Origin of the sequence: Pseudoalteromonas sp. Isolate3, assembly GCF_022398505.1 — a bacterium.
Classification (GTDB): Bacteria; Pseudomonadota; Gammaproteobacteria; order Enterobacterales; family Alteromonadaceae; genus Pseudoalteromonas; species Pseudoalteromonas apostichopi.
Map to the genome: position 1 here is coordinate 1 of NZ_JAKEVN010000087.1, position 18720 is coordinate 18720.

The window sequence follows — 18720 nt, forward strand, 5'->3', positions numbered from 1 at the left end:
TAATAAAGTTCTCTTATTTTTTGTCGTAAAGTTTTCGTTTATTTGTGAACCAACCTGACTTTTGGTTACGGTTCATCTCGCTAAGTAATTTAATTGCTTTTTCTAATGTTATGCGCTGTTCTGCTATATCATTGTATATTTGAATAGCACGTTTTTTACGTTTTACAGCAGCACCTGCATCTAAAAATGATTCGATCACTTGGTTAAAGTAACGAGTAGGGCGAGATTGCGAATTTTCTTCGTCTACTTTTAAATACTCCTCATTAACTTTTTCTTGAAGAGTCGTTATTTCTGCTTGGCAGAACTCATTTTGAGCAAGCTGACTTTTCTTCAATATATCTAACTTTTGTTTTAAGTAGTCAGTTTCAAGTAAGTTAAATGACACTATCATATTTAAACTAGTTAATGCCGTTCTGAACTCTTTAGCTGTGCAGTGCTTACTCAGCATATTCGTAATAGTTTGTGATATTTTTTGCCATTGCTGCCAGGCATAAACGTAATTTAACCCTGCTCCTTTAATGTTTTGCATACCAACAACGACCTGATGAGTATTGGGCAAAGCTAAATCCGCAATCGAATTGGTTATTTCATCTGCAGATATATTGCTATAGTCAAGTAATGTGACTTTAGATTGGAGGATGGAAATCAAGCGTTCTTTTATTTCTTTACTATTCTTTGCGATATCACTTTTTAGGTAATCCAGGTGCATACGCTGATAATAAATACGCAGGGTATAGAGAATTGTGGTTAGTTCTTGATCAGGGATCTCTCCTGTGATCTCTTTTATGTAAGATTTATTAACAACCCCCTCGCTAAGTGTAAGTAAATTCTCAGCTGCTACACTGCCATATGCAATTCTAAACCTTGCTCTAACTTCAGCTCTGGTGAGTAAATTAAATTGCTCTAGAAGCTTATCTAGGCTTTCGAGATCATTAATTTCAATTAACTTTTCTACTCTTTCTATAAATGCATCGAGAAAGTAACTGTAGAATCCCTCTACATTACTTCCTATTACCACAATACGGTCAAAACGTAGGTCATTACTGAGCATCGCAGCAAAAACTTTTGAGCGCGCGACACGGTCGTTACGATTATTTATAAGCGCGATTACCTGGTTTTTTGGGTCGTTATTTAATCTTTCAAGCTTAAGGCGCTGCCAGTTTTCTAATGTAGCTAAGCGTTCGTTTGCAGACATGCTATTGACGAACGATTGACTAATTTTTCCGATAGGCGCTTCAGTAAAGTGCTTTAATACGCCAATATCAGGCACTATTCGTGCGGATGTTTCTTTGAATACATAATCTTTATTTAAGCCGATATGTTCCGCCATTTTGCACACGAGTGCTATATTGGATGGATGTTCCTGGTAGGGGTATAAAGAGCGAATGTCATCAGTTATTTGCAAACCATCGGCCCAGTGAACTTGAATTAAGTTAGCGTTTTTTTGTTTTGCATTTAATTCAAGAATTGGGTTCATATTTTGTTCGCTGGTGAACACTAAACTATTCTCACCGATAAAATGGCTTGTTTCATTTGCAACATCAATTCCTGTTGGACCTAATGTATCCTCATGGTCTGGGTAAGCATTGGTAATAGTTGAAAAGTTATCATCCATCCAATTCCTTAATATTTTTACATAGCGCGGGGTCAATCCCATACATTCCCAAAGAAATACATCGGCTTTTACTTTTGTTGCAAAATGCAAAACATCGCTTTGTTCCCAAATACTCGCTTTATCAAAAGGTCTGAATAATGGAATTTCGAATTGCTCTCCACTTGCTCTTGCATAAATAAGAGTTGCTTCACAACCTGTTGTTTTACTAATCACTTTAAGAGTTAAACTACTAAATAATGCTGCTTTTAATCGTTCAGTTCCTGACTTTCCTCGTGTTCCCCAACCCCCGATTGAAACGGGAATTTTGGCTCTATCTGACTTTATTTGCCTACTTATTTTTATGTGGCGAGCCCAAAAGTAGGCTGAGAAAGCCATAACGAAAAAGATCAGTTGACCAATACTATTTTGATAAAGCGAATAGGCATATTCTTTAAAGCTTGACCACATATTAAACAAGAAGGGCGTGAGGGATAGTTTTTGATATAAGTTGGTAATACTCGGCTCAACAGGGAATTCGGCATTAAGCACGGATCCATATTGTTGGAAATCAAGTGTGAAGCCTCTTGCTTTTATTAACTCTAGAAAGTCTTGTTGTTCGTGGTCAGAACCATTTCGTAAATCATCTAATTTTTCAAAGTTGAAAGAAATCCAGCTATACGCAAACATGCGTTGGAGTACGTTACAGGGGGGGGTGACGATTAAAATACCATCAGGAGTGAACGATTTAGCAGGCGTTTTCAGATTGTCTTGTGACAATGTACTCAGTAGAAAATCTAACATAGGTAAATGAGGTCGAGCACTAAACTGTTTAGCATCAAACCGGGGCTCTCCAGGTACCTCCGTTTGGCTAATCTCCGCGACGGTGCAGCTCGGCACATGCATAAATGCTCTTGGTTTTCTGGCTTGTACATGATTAAAGCTTTGGCGTTTACCTGTACTTGGATTTTTAAATTCATGCCATAGCCGCCAAAAACGAAAGCCCCGCCTGTAACCTCGTTGTATTTGCCAGCCTTTATTTTTCATTGCTACATTAAAGGCTTCATTATTCTGCGCTTGCTTACTCAAAAGTCGGCCTAATAAATCTTGCTCAACCCATTCAGAGTTTAAATTAATGGTAAAGTTTGAGTTTAAGTTAAACTCGAGCTCAGCGACTTGTTGCTGGTAAACAAAGCTGACAAGCTGCTCTCTAACACGGCTAATAATTCGCTTTACGGCAGTATCTTTCTCATTTTCAAGCTGCGTATTTAAGACATTGATAAAAGACTTAAACAATATATCTGCTTGGCTTTGCTGATCATAATCAACTTGTAAGTTGAACATTATCCTTGGCGTTAACTCGAGTAATAAACGCTTCTGGGCAAAGCTTTGTGCAATTTTCAGTTGTTTTCGCCATATGTGAAAAACTTGCAACTCTTTGGTTAAACGAGGATCTGTTAATTGCTTAATGAGTGTTAGTCGTACCGCTTCATGGGTTTCTTTTTGGAGCCGAACTGTTAATAGTTTGAGAGCAAATGCCCTGGGTAACAATGCGCATTGTTCAATGACGCTTTGCCTTACTCGAGGGTAAGTATGCTTAGCAAGTAAAATGAGAAGCTTATAATTAGCTTCACTTAATTTAGGCTGTTTACATATAATTTTTGAAAATGACGCCAATAAAAACAGGTGCTGAGCTTCGATTTTTTCATTTGGTAAAACATCTAAATCAATTTGAGAGCGCATAAAATAGTGAGTAAAAGTGGGTCTTAAATTGATCAGAATTTCTAAAATATCTACTTTTGCAGCATGTGGGGTTGATTGTTTTTCAAGAGATAGTAATAACAGCTCAACAAGATCAGAATCGAATTGAGTTTCACTTACATATTCGCTAATTAAGTTTACCTGGTTGGCAAGGGCGCGAAAAATAGAGTTACGAATAGCTTCGTTCTCACTTTTTTCTAGTAGCCCCAAAAAGAAGCTTTCTAAATTGAGTGTTAACCATGATTTGGTTATTTCCCCCGAGTGGATCCGTAAATAGCGATTAGTTAAATCACCCAGTTTACCTATTAAAAACTTAAGAGATTGCTCAAGTTCAGAGAGTTTATCTTGGTATCTGTTGATGATAGCTCCCTCATCAAACCAGCGTTGAAAAGCATCTTGATCTTTTTTTAATTGTTCTCGGTTTGCACCTAAAGTATACGCGTAATCGAGAATATGAAACTCACGCTCAGCTTTTAATTCGGCATGATTTAAACGCTCGATAAAGCGCCTGTGATCGGCATCAATTTTGATTAATTGACTTTGTAGGGTATCAATTTTATGAGTTAAAAATGAAATAGTTTGCAGTAGTAACCAATCATCTTCCTCATAGTCATCAGGCTGATTTTTTATTAATTCCCATTCACTTAATTCATCAACTAGTTCGCGGTATTTTTGGCGATATAAGTCTAACCAAAAACTGGCAATGTCTGCGAAAAGCAAGTTTTCAAGGCGTTTTGTAAGTAAGTGGTTACTCATAGTCAGTGTGCTCTAGCAAATGATTTAATTGAAGTGCTGGGAAAATGATTTCATCATGGGCAAAAGGGGTAAATCCGGTATGTTGGTTGTTACCAGATGAAAACTCGATGCTAATATTGTGGTTGTCCCATACCCAATCCTGTTGTAGTCGCACCTTTAGCCAACCATGTGAAAAATCACCTAAACTAATTTGTGTTTGCCAAGCAAACTGTGTGATGTATTGCCACGTAGCTGTGGCACGGTTTTCATCTTTAAAGCGGTAATAGCTATCAATGCCAAGTTGGAAAATGTGATCTTGATAATATTGATTCCAACTGGTGTTGAAGTGCAGATAGTCTAAGCTCGTCCAATCATCGTTTGAGCTTGATGACACACCAAAATTTAAATAATTATCGACCCAAGGGTGATAACGATATTGATAAAACCCTTGCCATCCCGAGGCATGGTTTTCACGGTAAAAATTAAATACATTTGAATTAAGTAGGTCGTCACTGAGGTAATCATTTAAATCAGCACTACTGTAACGAATAAATGGAGTTAGCTGCCATTGGTGACGATGCGAAGAATCACGTTGCCATTTTTGTCCTACACTGAAACTACTATCAAGGGCATATTGAAGATCAAATCCATTATGACTTGGTTGCCAACGGCTTTGAATTTGCGCATCAACATACCAAGGAGTTGTATCATCTTGCCATGAATAGTAACCAATGAGTGCAATTAGATCCGTTTGTTCTTTACTAAATGAGTAGTAACCTTCTAATTGGTACCAATCATTGTCGTCGTTAATACGTAAACGAGCGCCAATATCAATGCTCTGTTGGGTTGGGATATTTTCAGCGGTTTGAAATATTTCTTGTTGGTCAAATTGTATAAAACCTTGCCAATTAAGATCATCACTTTGAAATGACTTTTGATCACTTACAATTGTTTGCTTTTCTGGTACTCGATAAGTTACTAAATCAGGCAAAGGAATTTGTGCTTGTGTAAATTCTGAAATCTTATTATTGAGATCACTAAGCTCCCAAGTATACAGGCGAACATGTTCAAGTTCCGATGATTTGACTTCAATTTTGCCTGCAGGATGGAAAAATTGGCGTTCACTTCGACTATAGCTATTTATCTTTTCTAACTTGATTAAACGATCTGCATTTAAAGTCGCAAGCAAAGGGGTAGTGGGAATAACAGAATAAAATAGTAGCGTTGTAGGTAATTCTACCTTTCTCCACCGACCCGCAATATATTGCTGTACTTCAACTTTTAGTTGTTGAGATAAATAGGGGTTAAGCCAGTGTAGGGCAATGACATTATTATCTAACTCCCGTTTATTAAATGTAAAGGGAATGCTTTGCTGCTCCGTAACAGACCATATTTTTAAACTGTTAGCCAGTTGTATGGATAAGTTTGCCACATTAGCTTGGGCAAGCTCTGCGGTAGAAAAATTAAATACAAAGCGAATTTGTTCTGCCTCTGTTTCGGCCAAATCTATATAAAGGGTATGAAATGGGCGAATCAATAAACCATCATTATTTTTTAGATGCGTCTTGAATTGGTTAAACCTATCAGCAAAGCTAGTTTGTGCTGTACTTTGAATATTAAAAAGACGCGTACCTGCATAATCGATTAGGCTATCTAAGGGTTGCCAGTGGCCAAAACTTTCTATTCTATTTTGTAAAAAGGTCGATGAGGCACTCGCAGGAATTGTAGCTATTCGCTGTAATAGTTGCGTATATTCATTATTGTTTAAACGCTTTTTAGATAATAGATATAAGCCATTAATTAAAAGGTCGTTTTGTGTGGCATCATAGGCATAAACTAATGACATAATATCGTCTGTAGCAAGCTGGTTTGCAGCATCAGAGCGGTAATCAAAAGCTTCATATAATGCGTCAGGTATATTTTTAAACTCTATAAAGGCTTTCTGATCAGCTGATAGAGTGAGTGTCTCTCCTGCTTTCAGACTCACAATCATTGTTGATGCAACAGAAGCCGCTTTTTGGCTTTCAACAATGAGTGTTGTTGATGGAATATCGCTGTATATTGGCATTAATTTATGTTGGTATTGACTATCAGCCTTTAACCAAGCAGTTTGATACTCGCCGTTTTGTTTGGCTTCTGTGCGCGCTTTTATACTTAAATTAACCGCTTCTATCGCAGTGTACTTCCAGGGCATATGCTGTGAAAGCACAGTGTTTTGCAATTTTCCTTGAGAGTTTATTAATGTTTCTTGGGCTCCAGAAAGTAATTCATATTGCTTATCTTCAGCTTTTAATCCAGGACTTAAACTGTGGTAGTCAAGTGCCATATAAGCTTGCTTAATTGTGTGAGTTTCATCCTTTTTGTTTAAAAGCCATATTGCGAGTCTATTTTTCTGTTGTTTAGTTGCAAGCTTAGTGAGAATACTATTACATTCTTCCAATAAGCTTTGGTTTCCTGCGCACAGAGCAAACAACTTTATTTCTTGGTGCTCATCTTGGTAGGTTTTTAATAGAGACTTTAAAGCAAACTCCTGTAATTCCCTTTGTTGAGTACTCTTGTATAGTCCTTCTAAGTAACTTGTTGCAAGATGAAACTGTTGTTGTTCACGCAAAATATTTATTTTAATTTGCCATGCTTCAATAGCAACCTGTGGATTTGGGTTTTGAGTTAATGGTTTTAAAAAGGCAAGCGCATCTAAAGGTGCTGACTTAGCTAAGTCTTTAGCTGTTAGCAAAGATTGCTGCCAATTAACTAATTTAATTTTTCTTCTTGCTGGGGCATAAGGCTCAATTAGCGCTAAATAGTCACTATATAATTTCCTTAAGTGCTCAGTTATTAGCTCTGCTGTAATAGGGCTTTTTTCAGAAAGGATTCCCGGTTGTAAATAAAGTACTTCATTACTTGGAAAATCTGTAAGTGTCCTGGCATAAACAGCAAAATCAATACCAGGCACATCATCAGTGGTTTTCTGAATTGTCATCGTTTTGCTGTTTAATGGCACTGAGACGTGAATTGTTTGGTATTCTTTTGTAGCTTTAACATTAATCAACCAGCTTTTATCACCAACATTAAGTTTAAATTGACTGTCTTTATTACTACGGGCAACAAAGGTAAGCCACGGCGTGACTCGTTTTTGGCTTAATAAGTCAAAATTCAAAGCCATCTGTGAAAGCGACGTAATATGTCTGACCTGTTTATTAATGCGTGGATAAAATTGATCATCAACTAATCTTTGCTCTTCAAGTTCAGTAATTAGCCGTTTTTTTGATTGGCTCGAAGCATGAACTACGCTGCTCCCTTCTAGTAAAGTTTGTGTGGACATTAAGCCAAGCAAATCATAGTAGCGCTTAACTGCGAGGGAGTTATTTTTTGTAAATACACTGTCACTAAAAACATTCAGCGAATACTCATTGTAAACTGATTCCATTGCATCATTGGCAGTTTTTAACCAGTAGGGGAGTAGTAGTTTTTCTTCAACTTTTATGGCTGTCGAATCATCGTATATGGCTCTGTGGCTTTGCGATATTTTTACATACGAATCGGCATAGCTTTTAATGGTTAAATATTGGCCCGCATCAATAGCTAAATAGTCACTATTCACCAAGCCAACATTTTGGTTTTGGTATTCAAGGGCCGGGTTATTGATGATGTTAACTTTTGCAGTAAGAACTTCATCTGTGTAGGCATAGACAGCACCATGGCTATCTAAAGACTCCATATTCTTTCTGACCGAAAGCTTAATTTTTTTTGCATCAGGAAAATATAGAGTGACCTCATCACCTTTATCGAACTTATAAAACCGTTCGCTGCCTTTTCTTGAAGAAAGTAATACTGATGGCTTAGCAAGTTTTAGGGCTCGTTTAAAGCTATCAACAGTGGTTTGATAGTGACCGACTTGCGCAGAAAATTCAGCCCGCTCATTTTGGCGGTTTTGAATCGCTACAACACGGTTATGCCCAAGAGCAGGAAGTTGACACCGTTTTTCTAAACATAATAAGTCACGATCCATTTGAACTCGTTGCTGTATATATTGTGTGTTACCCACACTCATAATGAACTTGTCGAATAACTCAGGGTTGAACTCTAACCAGTGCCCTTCGGGTAGCCATAAATATTGATGCTCATACGAATCAAATTGCATCTCTTGTGTGGTTGCGAGCACGTCTAGCTTTGGAGAGGTTTTTAACCAGATAGGAGGCTGCAGAACAGCATGCTCTTGTTGTACGGCAAGAGCTGGTTTATAGGCTAGCAGCGTTAATGTTATAAAGGCTATTATGAAGTAAGGCATAGGCTAAACTGCTTTAAAAGTTGGTTGTTAATTATTAACTGCTCTCGCAGCTCGCGACTTAACTCGATATGGAAAAACTGACTATTAACAGGAGCCAGCGAATTAAGAACATTGTGTGTTCCACCTAGCTCATGCACATCGCGCCCATAAACCAATGCATTAATACCTAGCTTATTAATGAGGCATTGAGCAATGTCTAAAGTTCGTTTAGAGGCGAATACATGGCCTTCGCTTAAAATAATATCTGCTTTTCGTCCTTGCTCTGTGGTTCGCTTTTCCTTTGCAAACCCATGGATTTGATAAATCGAAAATGATTTAACTGAACTGCTGTACGCAAGTATAAATGCGTTACTACTGCTATTTTTATATTTGCTAAAATCGATTATTTTGCCATCGGCATCACGGCTATTTCGGTGTTTCGTATTAGTCAATAACACTTGGCACTCACTAAATAAGGCTTTAGCAATTTGCAATGTGTGTTTATCAAAATATCTATGTGGAGCATAAGAAATACAGGTGTTCCCTTTTTCTTTAAAATGTATTTCACCACCCGAAAAAAGAGACTTATTGGCTACTAAAGCCCCATTCTTAATGGAAAAGTGCTCTGGTACACGTTGTTGGTTATTCAACCAAACTCGTAGGCTGGAAGTGAGTTTTTCTAGCTGAGCGGCCTCACAATATGCAGCGGTAAATAATATAAGAACAGTAACGATAATTTTATTGTTCATTATTCCACCACCTTACTTTTTGATCCTTTACAAGATACTCTTCAAGTATTGATAGCCAAATCGTTTCGGAAGAGGTTAAAGTCACGGACTGCAAAGAATCTATATCATTAGCGACTTTGAATGTAACGCTAGGATAGCTAGCTAATTGGCTCTTTTTAGGGTGAATTAAAAATGATTCTAATAGCTCAGAGTTATGTAGCTGATAACTTTGCTTTGCAATACTGTACTCACTAGTCAGGCCAAGTTTGTAATTAGCAGTATGTTCAAGACTCAATGTAATAGGTTTATTACTTTGAGTACGAAATGCTTTAAAGACAATGCTTATTGGGTGTTTGTTCTTCGAATAAAGCAGCTTAATTGGCTTATTTTTATCTAATTGGTAAAGGCGTTGTTTTACCCAAGGGCGATGACCGTACCAATTTTGATAAACAGTATTTGCTTCATCAATTAATTTCATTTTTTCTGACAAAGAGATATCAGCGGTTTTGACTTCATTAGCACTATTGTTATTTATTTTTAATATCAGTCGGTTATCGTTTTCGCCAGAAGAGGGGAAGTAGTGATTGTTATTATAGATCCCAAAATTAAATTCTTGTGATGGCTCTGGCTTTTCATAATATCGTTTTGGACTTAAACCAAGTGCCACATTTGATAATGGCAAAACATTAAATAATTCCTTAGATTGGTAGTATGTTGTTGTTTCCTCAATATCTCTAGGTGGAGTGAAAGTACGAATATTTACGAAATGTTCTCGCTGCGCCAAGTCGTAATGGTTACTTGCTTTTTGCTCATACCAGGCTGCAATATCATAAAAGCCATCTGTTGATTCAGTCGTAAGCGGTTGATGTGCAGTGCGGCGTTGATAATGAAAGTTAGCGAGTCTTGACTTTACACGCAGGTATACATCGTCGCTAGATTCAACTTTAATATAGCGTGCTTGTTGCGGTGTACGTAGGTAATACGATGTGAGCATGCCTACCGCTTGTCTCTGGGTATTGCTAGCAATTAACCGGTCAAATTTAGATGCTTCACCTTTTATAGTGACGGCATATCGTTCGATTTGTTTTTTATTATTGTCGTATAAAGTTACGTCTATTTGGCTGCTATTTAATGTTCTAAGTTCTAAATTAAGATGGCTTTCAGGGACGATATCAAATTCAACTGACACTTTTGGGTTTATCAAATAACTGCTAGCATAACTTGTTAAAATAACTGCCCCAGACTCTGTTCGCCATTGAGTTAACAATTCTTTTTCACTGCAGATTGTAATTAACCCCGCATTAAGTAATGGGGTTTTGTACTTGTTTACTTCATCAGTTTGAGTAAAGTTTATTTCTTTTGGCGCTTCAAACTGAAGTTTGTCATACCAGATCAATGAAGGGGGTTTTTGGTTATCACTGACAGTGAAAATTAAGCTATCACTTTCATCTAACTTGACACTGGCACACAAACTACCTCTAGTATAATAAGCTGCAAGGCTATACTGCTGCTGACTGAAGTCATAACTAATTACATTATACGGTAAGCTTTCGTATAGAATGTCTGACTTAAAGTCGATTTCAGGAATACCTTGTGGTGCAATTTTTTGCCACCAAAATGCCATTGCATTCGTTATTTCAGTATTTGTTAGAGTATTTTCACCCATGGTAAGGTAATCAGTTGCGCGCTTACGTCTATCTAGAGGCCGTTTTAACCAACTATTAAGTGGATCAACGTTTTGAACGGGGGTTTTCGCATGAACTCGAACTACCACGCCTTGAATTGATTTTTCTTCAGGGATAAGTAATAACGCGACGCTTTTTGCCGTAGGGTAATGAGCTATTGGCAGGTAAAATGATTGCCCAGACGCAACATTAAGCGATTGTTTATTCTCAATGATTTGTTTGATCTGTTGCTCTTCACTATGGTTAACTAGCTTTGAAGCGTGGTGGTAAGTTTCATCTAAGATCACCTCTTTTTTATCATTATAAAGAGTATATTTGATGGCATAATTAACTGGTTTATCAAGAGTAACCGATTGATCAAATACAGCATTTGAAAGTATACGCAGTGAGTGAGTCCGCTGATTAGAAAATGTATAAGTCAGTGGCTTTTTAGTACTTAACCATTGAACTTTTGAGCGAGTCTCTTTACTGGTTTTTGGGTTTACCGGTTCTGCTGAATCCAGCCAAATCAAAAAGCTATTCCAAGTAAATAAGGCGATTAATAAAACAGTGATAATAGCTAAGATGGCTAGGAAGCGTTTAATTAGATACATTAAAGCCTCCAACCATCATGTTGTTAAAAACATCTATATCAATCAGTTGATTGCTAGCTGGGTTATAGATGGCGATGAGGTTATTTTGCTTTTTGATCATCAGTACGAATTTATTCAACTGTTCTAATTTTATTGTCTGTAATACACACTCATTTAGTTCAGAACATATCGTCTTTAAGGCCGCAGTTTGTTTATCAGCAGTATATTTATTAATTTTTCGTTGGATTATTTGTTTATCATGGCTAGTGAGCGCTGCCCAGTTTGAAGGCGACAAAGTAGCTAGATTTATTGTGGTTACAGTCGGGTTATTCGAGATAGCGAGAAGGCGCATCAGAAGGCTGTTTTGATCAATTGAAAACTGTTCTTTAAAGTCAGATGCAATCCATAAGGTTGCCAGTTCACTGTTTGAATTAAACTGTTGATATCCATATTGTGGCGAACTACCAATTTCGAGGCCCCTAGTGGCTTTTTGACCTTCTACTACTTGATAGCTGACTCCTAGACTGCTTAAGTCTTTAGTGAGCTTTTCCATTAGAGGAGTTGCGATATCCCTTACTTGGGTATTTGAAAATGCAATTGCGTTAGGGCGGATCCATGATGGCGCACTGTGGCTACGGATCTGAATGTTTAAGCTTGGTTGTTGTGCTTTAAAACGTGAATAGCTTTGATGAACAACATTGAATAATGAACCGACATTATTTGCTGCAAGAACATTTGCCTCAGGGTGAGCGTAGGGATGTGCACCTGCAATTAATAAGTTGGCAGCATTTGAATTAGTAAAAAGTTCACTTGCGAAACTTAACGTATTCCCTTCGAATATTGGCCTTGGGACACTTAAACTGATTGCTTCATGTTTACTCAGTGAAAATGCATATATACCTTGCCCAAGAGCCTGTGCATCATTACTTTGCAATGGGCTAAGCAGTATGTATCGCCCATTACTATTTTGTACAAGTTGTAGCTGGTAATTGAGTAATTCGGCTGTGCCATTAATCTGTTTTAAGTGATTTAATACATCTTCATTAAGTGATGAGTTGCCAATTTGCTCAATTAACTTATAAAGTGGTGTTAAGACTTCAAATTCCCAAAGGGCTACTTGGCTGTGAGTTAATGGCTGATAATTGAAACTGCCTTTTCTGCTGATATAAGCGGAAAAGTCATCGACAATATGAGCCATATCTTCATTGATAATATTAAGTTTTAAATTACTATAGCGATAATTTTCACGGTAAATATACGCCAAAATATTGGTGTAATTATCTCCATCAAGAAAGACCTCAAGCATAGACCCGGTAAAGTCTGTTGCTGGTAAACTACTTTTGGCGGCTTTACCAAAATAAGTTGCTTCACTGCCTAAAAATTCATGGATCTCGCGCTGACTTATAGATTCTGGAAGTCGATTAAAGATCCAATATTGGCTTTTTACATCACTAGGAGTGCTTTTGAGTAAAGCTGCAGTATGACGGTTAGATTCGCGAACCTGTAACAGCTCATTAATTTCTAATGCATTAATGAAAGCTTGGTAAAATGGACTTTGTTGATTTTCTTTCGTCAACGTTACCTGAGGCGTCCTTGTGGCTCCAAAAACGAGTGCTTTGCTTTTTAAGTGTTGAAAGATAAGAGCTGCAGAGTCACTAGCAAGGCCCTCAGTTATAGGGTAGGGCACAGTGATTATTAAATTTGTCTGTGGTTTTTTATTAATTACAAATAAACCACGTTGTTGATTCTCAACAATATCTATTAGATATACATAATTATCATCACTCACAAGCTTAAAGCCGATAGAATTGAACATGGCACTGAGATGCCCCATTTTTTGCTTATTCTCGATGGCTTTGTTCAGTTGATAAATAGCATATTTGAAGTCAGATACAGCTTGACTTGCTTTATAGCTACTTACCGTTACTCTATTGGAGCGAGTGGTATATAAATAGCTTTTATACTGACTCACTTGCTGGTTAAGTGTTATGACTTGTAAGTTTTCTGCTTCAGGGCTAATACTTTGTTTTATTAGTAAAGAAGGCACAAGCATGACTAAAAAGCCAACAATAATGGCAAGGCTTCCACCTATTACAGAAGTTTGAAATGTAGCTCTAAGTACCAGACCCAGCGCATTTTTTTGATAAATCTTAAGGGCAAGTAAGGTAGCGAGCATATACCCAAATGCAAAGGTGTCGGTTACTTTAACCGTTGGAAAGAACCAAACGACGATATAGTTTAAAACAAGCTTAAAAATAAAGCCTATGGTAAAAAATAGCATCAGTAATCTGGCACCTTCAATATGTGCATGCCTTAGGCGAGTATAATGAATCAGAGAGCTTCCTACCGTTAATATAACGGCAGTTTCTATAAATGAGGTTAAAATTTTACTTGGTTGCGTTAGCTGTAAAGCTAATAACGCAGGTAGCATGATACCGTTAAATTCCCAGCCATACTTTAAATTTGCACGAGAGGCCAAAAAGGCTGTAATAACCAAAATAATATAGGCTTTAGGGGCAGCAATAATAGATGCGGCAACAGCTTCATACATTATACCTAAATTAGCGATGCTAAAATTGGTAAACGGCATGAGTACAAATCGCACCAATATATAAGTGATGAATAACTGAATAAAACTTACTTTCAGACCATACTTAAAACCGCCATTCCACATTACGTTAGCTGTTAATGCGATAATAATAAGACCTAAAGAATAAAGCTGAGATGCATAATCAAAAGTAATATCCCATAGGCTTAACTGGTCAGCTATGATTGGCCAAAATAGAGTATCCATACAAACACGGACTAAGATACTGATTAAGATGATGGCAAAAAAGCGGTCTCTGCCAAACATTTCACTGTAACCAAAGCGCTCCATCAAGTAACTTGCACTTATACGCATAAACCCATATACAACAATAGCTTCTATAATGATAACTGCTGCTGAGGTGGGGCTAATTATGAGTAATGGCACAAGGTAACCCGGAACTACAAGGCCTGTAAGTGGAAATCCAAAGCGCAAATTGAGTAGGCATACAACGGCAGTCCCGACCCAAACAGTTGTAATAACGGATTGACCCAGTCCGCTACCTGCAGGAAAAAGCGCTAAAACGAAGTCCATTAAAGTCTAGCCTCCGGAATTACTTCAGGAGTGTCTTTAATAAATTCAAATAATATTCCAGACACTTGAAAAGGCGCACCGGATGCGGTTTGCGAGTTATCGGAATGAAGTGCTCTAATAATAAGCGTATAACTATGTTTATCTAGGTTAGCAGGTAGCTCAACAGTGGCTTTATTTAGAGTTATGTAGCGTAATTTCCCTTTTGCAGTTTCGATATCAAGTGCGCAACTTCGACAAAGTAAATCAAGGGCTGTCGTTTCAAAAATAGCAATTTGGTGCTGCTTAGCAAAGTGCTCTAAAGAAGCATTGGTTTGAATAATTTGACCGAACAAATTAAATAACACTGTAGCAGGACTGGTATGGTTAAATACCATTTCTAAGGTGGTTAGCTTTTGCTCCATTTCATTAAGTGAGCTTTTAACCTTCTGGCTAACCGATTCGTGAAGCTTAAATGTAAGTAGTCTATTAATTAGAGTTCGATTCTTAGCCTGTGTTGTTTTAAATATATGGTAATGGAATAGGAGCTCAGCAACTTGGGCTGCAAACTTATTAACGTTTTTTTCAAACGCTTGCTGATGAAAGCTTTGGTTAGGAACAATTGATAGAGCCCAAAAGCCACGTACATCACCAGCGTATACAAGTGGCGCAATGAATTCAATTTCACCTTTAATGACATGTTTAAAAAAAGGACGGTTTATTTTCACAATGCCTAATGACTTTAACGCATTACTATAAGGTGTGCGTTGATAGTCTCTTCTCATTTCTTGGATATCATCGAGTTGGCAATTTATTGCGCGAATTTCAACTACTCGGTGGTCGTCTTCTTTACGGGCTAAAAAGATTGATTTTTCCAGATCTAATTGCTGACTTATTAATTGAATAATGGGATCCCATGGGGATGGGTGCTCAATAAAACTTTGAGGAATATAACGGCCCATCATCATCTGCTGAATGTTATTTACATCAGCTGTGAGCTCTTTGTCTTCAGAAATTTTTCGAGCAACTACAACCCAAATTAAAGTTGCAAAGGTCAGTGTGATGTATTGACCAATTGGAATGAAAAGTTTTGTAAAGTTCACTAAACAGTAGCCGGCAGCACACCAAAATATAGTTATGCCGAAAGCGACTAGAAATGAATAACTTATAGATATTTTTTGATAGAAAAACAGCAAAGTAAACACAAAAACCTGTGCAAATACTACCGATATAGCAAAATTAAGCTCATTTATAGTGCTGTTTTTCTCAATACTATCAGCGATGTAAGCAAAAAGAAGTAAAGGATCATTTAGGCCTTCAAGTTTAGGAGCATGTATATTTACATTAAATTCAGCAGCTTGTTGACCAACAATGAGCACTTTATCTTCGAGTTGTTCACTCATAACGTCGAAGTTAAGTATTCGCTTAGCGGTAAATTTTGGAAGCGCAGATACGTCTAATCTGAAATTAATCAGTTTAGATTTGTCATGGTTATAATTAAAAACAGCTTGCCATACACTTTCACATTCAAGATTATCAGCAGCGGGGATACGCATTTGATAGGTTGCCCAAATTTCCACTTTTGGCATGCAATACTCACTACCAGCATAAGGATAGAAAACCCCTTCCTTGGTTGCAGGCTGTAGTGGCTCATCAGCTAACATGATGATTGCTCTTGGCTGATACTCGGATAGCTGAGTGACTAAGTCTGAATGATTAGTGCTGAGACTTTCACTTGTGATGAGCACAACGTTTGTTTTCTGAGTGCTACTAAACGAGCTTATTTTTTTATAGAAAAATGCATCACTCGCTTGAAATATGTTCAGTAGGTTACTAAACAGCACAATCGCAAATAAGAAAACAGTGAACCAAAAGGCTCTTTGTCGCGTTAATCGCAACAACTGTTGTAATGCAGCCAAAATTCCTCCTTAATCAAGTACAGTGAATGTAAGCTTTAAACTTACCTCACCACTTGAATTGACTTTTAAAAAGTCGAAACCGTGCATTTTATCGGTCTTCCATTGTCCGTTTTCTAGGTTAATACTTTGCTGCCAGCTAATCATAGCGACATCATCTAGGCGAATGATAGCTTCACCTGTATTGGGTGGATAGTGCCTAAACTGTAACTTAACACCACGAGGTGGGAGTTCTTTAGGCCCAAGAGTAAGTTCATCTGAAGGTAAACTAAAATCATAGCTAAAAGCGTGCCATGGCTGATCGCCTCCTTCGCTGACTGGAATTATGTTTTCTGCAAAGGTAAGGTCATCTATTTCAGTGGTATAGGTCAATAACGCTTCGAGTTGTCCACCGTTCTCTGACTGCAAATAGGTCAGTAACGAAAAGTCTTTACTGAGATCAAGCTCGCCTGCTTCATTGGTTAACTCCATGACTCGCATTGTATGTCTAAATGGAATAATAGAAGGGGTATTATCAAATCTATCACGCGTTGAGCACAGGGCCTGCAAGCCATTAAGTGGCTTATCAGTGCAAGGTAAAACACTTTCACTGCTGTGATCCCAGCGACTTACTTCAAAGGCTTCGGTGTCATTGTCCCAATCTTCAAAATCACCAAACACCATAATATCACGGCCAAGTAAAAGGTTATCAAGCGCTTCATTGTTCACTTCAATAGATGAAACATAGGCTGCTGAAGATGGCGAATACTGTCTTAAATCGATGATGTCTGTAGTCGCGTCAATATCAATGGTCACTTGCTGAGATTTTTTACTTGCTTGATTAGCTGTAAAGTATATCTCTGCGTAGTTTTCACGGGGGATAAGGGTAATATTATCATCAGAAAGCTCAGCGATTCTTCTCAATAAATAATGACTTAAAAAACCGTTTGTGAATCGAGGCTTATAGTCCTCTAAATATATTGGGTAGGCAAAGCCGCGATTAATAGTTTGGCTTTGGGTATCAAGATCAAGCATCACAGCAAGACCTAACAAAGTGTCAAGTCTCGGTTGGTCAAATACGAAGTTGCCTAACCCTAATATGGCCGGTATTTCATTATATACAGCAAACCCTTGAGCAATATGAGGATGATGGCCAATTAATAAATCGGTGTTCTGCGAAGAAAGAACCTTAAATCGGCTACCTATATAGGGTGAAGGCGTATATGAGTATTCATCGCCACCATGCATTTGTGCGATTACAAAATCATTAGGATCAAGTTGCTCAAGTACTGCTCTAACTTCTTCTGAGTTAGTCAAATCCGCAGCCCCACCTTTATTCGCATCAGCGACATACGTATATTGGTGCTCTTTTCCCGTAATAGTGGTTGCTGCAAAAAGTGTTAAGTTAACATCTTCAAGGTTATGTGAGACAGTTTTAAATGCTTCAGAGTCGTTAAGGCCTGCACCGCTATTAAGAAATCCTGCACTTGAGACTTCAAGCAAGGTATCTTCAAGGCCATTTTGCAAATAGTCATAGATGTGATTATTACCGAGGCCGACATAATCAATGCCAATTTCAGTTAGGCTTTGCAATGATTCTGGTAATGAAAAGAAACTGAACTCTTTGGTTGGGTGTACATTCGTTGGCATTGTCGTCACTGGCGACTCAAGATTGACTGATGAAAAGTCAGCAGCCCTAAACAGTGCTGCCACTTGGTTGGTAATCGCAATACTGTCTTCTCGCGCTGAGTCAGGTCTAATTAGCGCATTACTAACATCAGGTACTGATGTACCCATGGTGTCTAACTTGGGGTCTAGAAAACGTCGACCAAACATTGTATCACCTGCAAATAGCAAACTCTTTGAGTTAGCAGGCTTTGTTTCTAACTGAATATGGGAAGTGAAAAAGTTAGGCTGATTTACTAAAATGCTCGCTTTAGGGAAATAGCCTAGTTGTGTAATGAAAATTGCATGGTTACCAAATGAAAGGTTATTGATAGAGACTCGTCCATTTACATCAGAGAGATACTCTTGAGCTGCTACAGAAACAGTTACATTACTAAGAGGCGCTTGATTCTCATCTGTTATAGTAAATTCGACGTCAGTAGAACCAGCAATTAATGCTTCACGGTCACTAATTGAATCTTGCTTTTGTTGTTGTGGTTTATCTTCATTGGGGTCTTTTACTTTACATGATAATAAAGTTGCGCAAAGAATTAACACCAAAGAATTAATAACTATTCTCAATTAACACCTCAAGCTGACACCTAGTTTAGTTTAAATAGGTCAAAATTATTACGGTCATTTTATAATTGCGTAGGGGTGGGAACAACACGTCTAGGGCTCTGAAAATTCAGATATTGCAGTCAAAAATGGTGAAAATGAGAAG

General features: G+C 37.7%; 7 protein-coding genes. All 7 read right to left on the minus strand.

The window, feature by feature from the left end; translation table 11 throughout:
* Positions 1 to 13: 13 nt before the first annotated feature.
* From L1D46_RS15105 to L1D46_RS15135, 7 genes are read right to left on the minus strand one after another with little or no spacing between them, the layout of a single operon-like run.
* Positions 14 to 4108 carry a poly-gamma-glutamate synthase PgsB gene (locus tag L1D46_RS15105; RefSeq protein WP_239977784.1) on the minus strand — a complete coding sequence of 1365 codons (4095 nt, stop codon included), beginning with the start codon at positions 4106 to 4108 and terminating at the stop codon, positions 14 to 16.
* On the minus strand, positions 4101 to 8375 hold the full coding sequence (locus L1D46_RS15110; protein WP_239977785.1) for a hypothetical protein: 4275 nt from the start codon (positions 8373 to 8375) through the stop codon (positions 4101 to 4103). Before L1D46_RS15110 ends, L1D46_RS15105 begins: the two co-directional genes overlap by 8 nt.
* Positions 8360 to 9103: a hypothetical protein gene (locus L1D46_RS15115; RefSeq protein WP_239977786.1), complete on the minus strand. Its 744-nt coding sequence runs from the start codon at positions 9101 to 9103 to the stop codon at positions 8360 to 8362. The genes L1D46_RS15110 and L1D46_RS15115 overlap by 16 nt, the downstream gene beginning before the upstream one ends.
* On the minus strand, positions 9093 to 11360 hold the full coding sequence (locus L1D46_RS15120; RefSeq protein ID WP_239977787.1) for a hypothetical protein: 2268 nt from the start codon (positions 11358 to 11360) through the stop codon (positions 9093 to 9095). Before L1D46_RS15120 ends, L1D46_RS15115 begins: the two co-directional genes overlap by 11 nt.
* Entirely contained in the window at positions 11347 to 14460 is a 3114-nt protein-coding gene (locus L1D46_RS15125; RefSeq protein ID WP_239977788.1) for a poly-gamma-glutamate biosynthesis protein PgsC/CapC, read from the minus strand. Before L1D46_RS15125 ends, L1D46_RS15120 begins: the two co-directional genes overlap by 14 nt.
* Positions 14460 to 16355, minus strand: coding sequence for a hypothetical protein (locus L1D46_RS15130; RefSeq protein ID WP_239977789.1), 1896 nt, complete (start codon positions 16353 to 16355; stop codon positions 14460 to 14462). The genes L1D46_RS15125 and L1D46_RS15130 overlap by 1 nt, the downstream gene beginning before the upstream one ends.
* A gap of 9 nt (positions 16356 to 16364) precedes the next feature.
* The gene (locus L1D46_RS15135; RefSeq protein ID WP_239977790.1) at positions 16365 to 18578 is read right to left on the minus strand and encodes a CapA family protein; all 2214 of its coding nucleotides are present in this window, start codon (positions 18576 to 18578) and stop codon (positions 16365 to 16367) included.
* Positions 18579 to 18720 lie beyond the last annotated feature (142 nt).

What these genes read in the sequence shown, in the direction of transcription:
- L1D46_RS15105 (WP_239977784.1), bottom strand. Translation starts at nt 4,108, where the DNA reads ATGAGTAACCACTTACTTACAAAACGCCTTGAAAACTTGCTTTTCGCA.
- L1D46_RS15110 (WP_239977785.1), bottom strand. Translation starts at nt 8,375, where the DNA reads ATGCCTTACTTCATAATAGCCTTTATAACATTAACGCTGCTAGCCTAT.
- L1D46_RS15115 (WP_239977786.1), bottom strand. Translation starts at nt 9,103, where the DNA reads ATGAACAATAAAATTATCGTTACTGTTCTTATATTATTTACCGCTGCA.
- L1D46_RS15120 (WP_239977787.1), bottom strand. Translation starts at nt 11,360, where the DNA reads ATGTATCTAATTAAACGCTTCCTAGCCATCTTAGCTATTATCACTGTT.
- L1D46_RS15125 (WP_239977788.1), bottom strand. Translation starts at nt 14,460, where the DNA reads ATGGACTTCGTTTTAGCGCTTTTTCCTGCAGGTAGCGGACTGGGTCAA.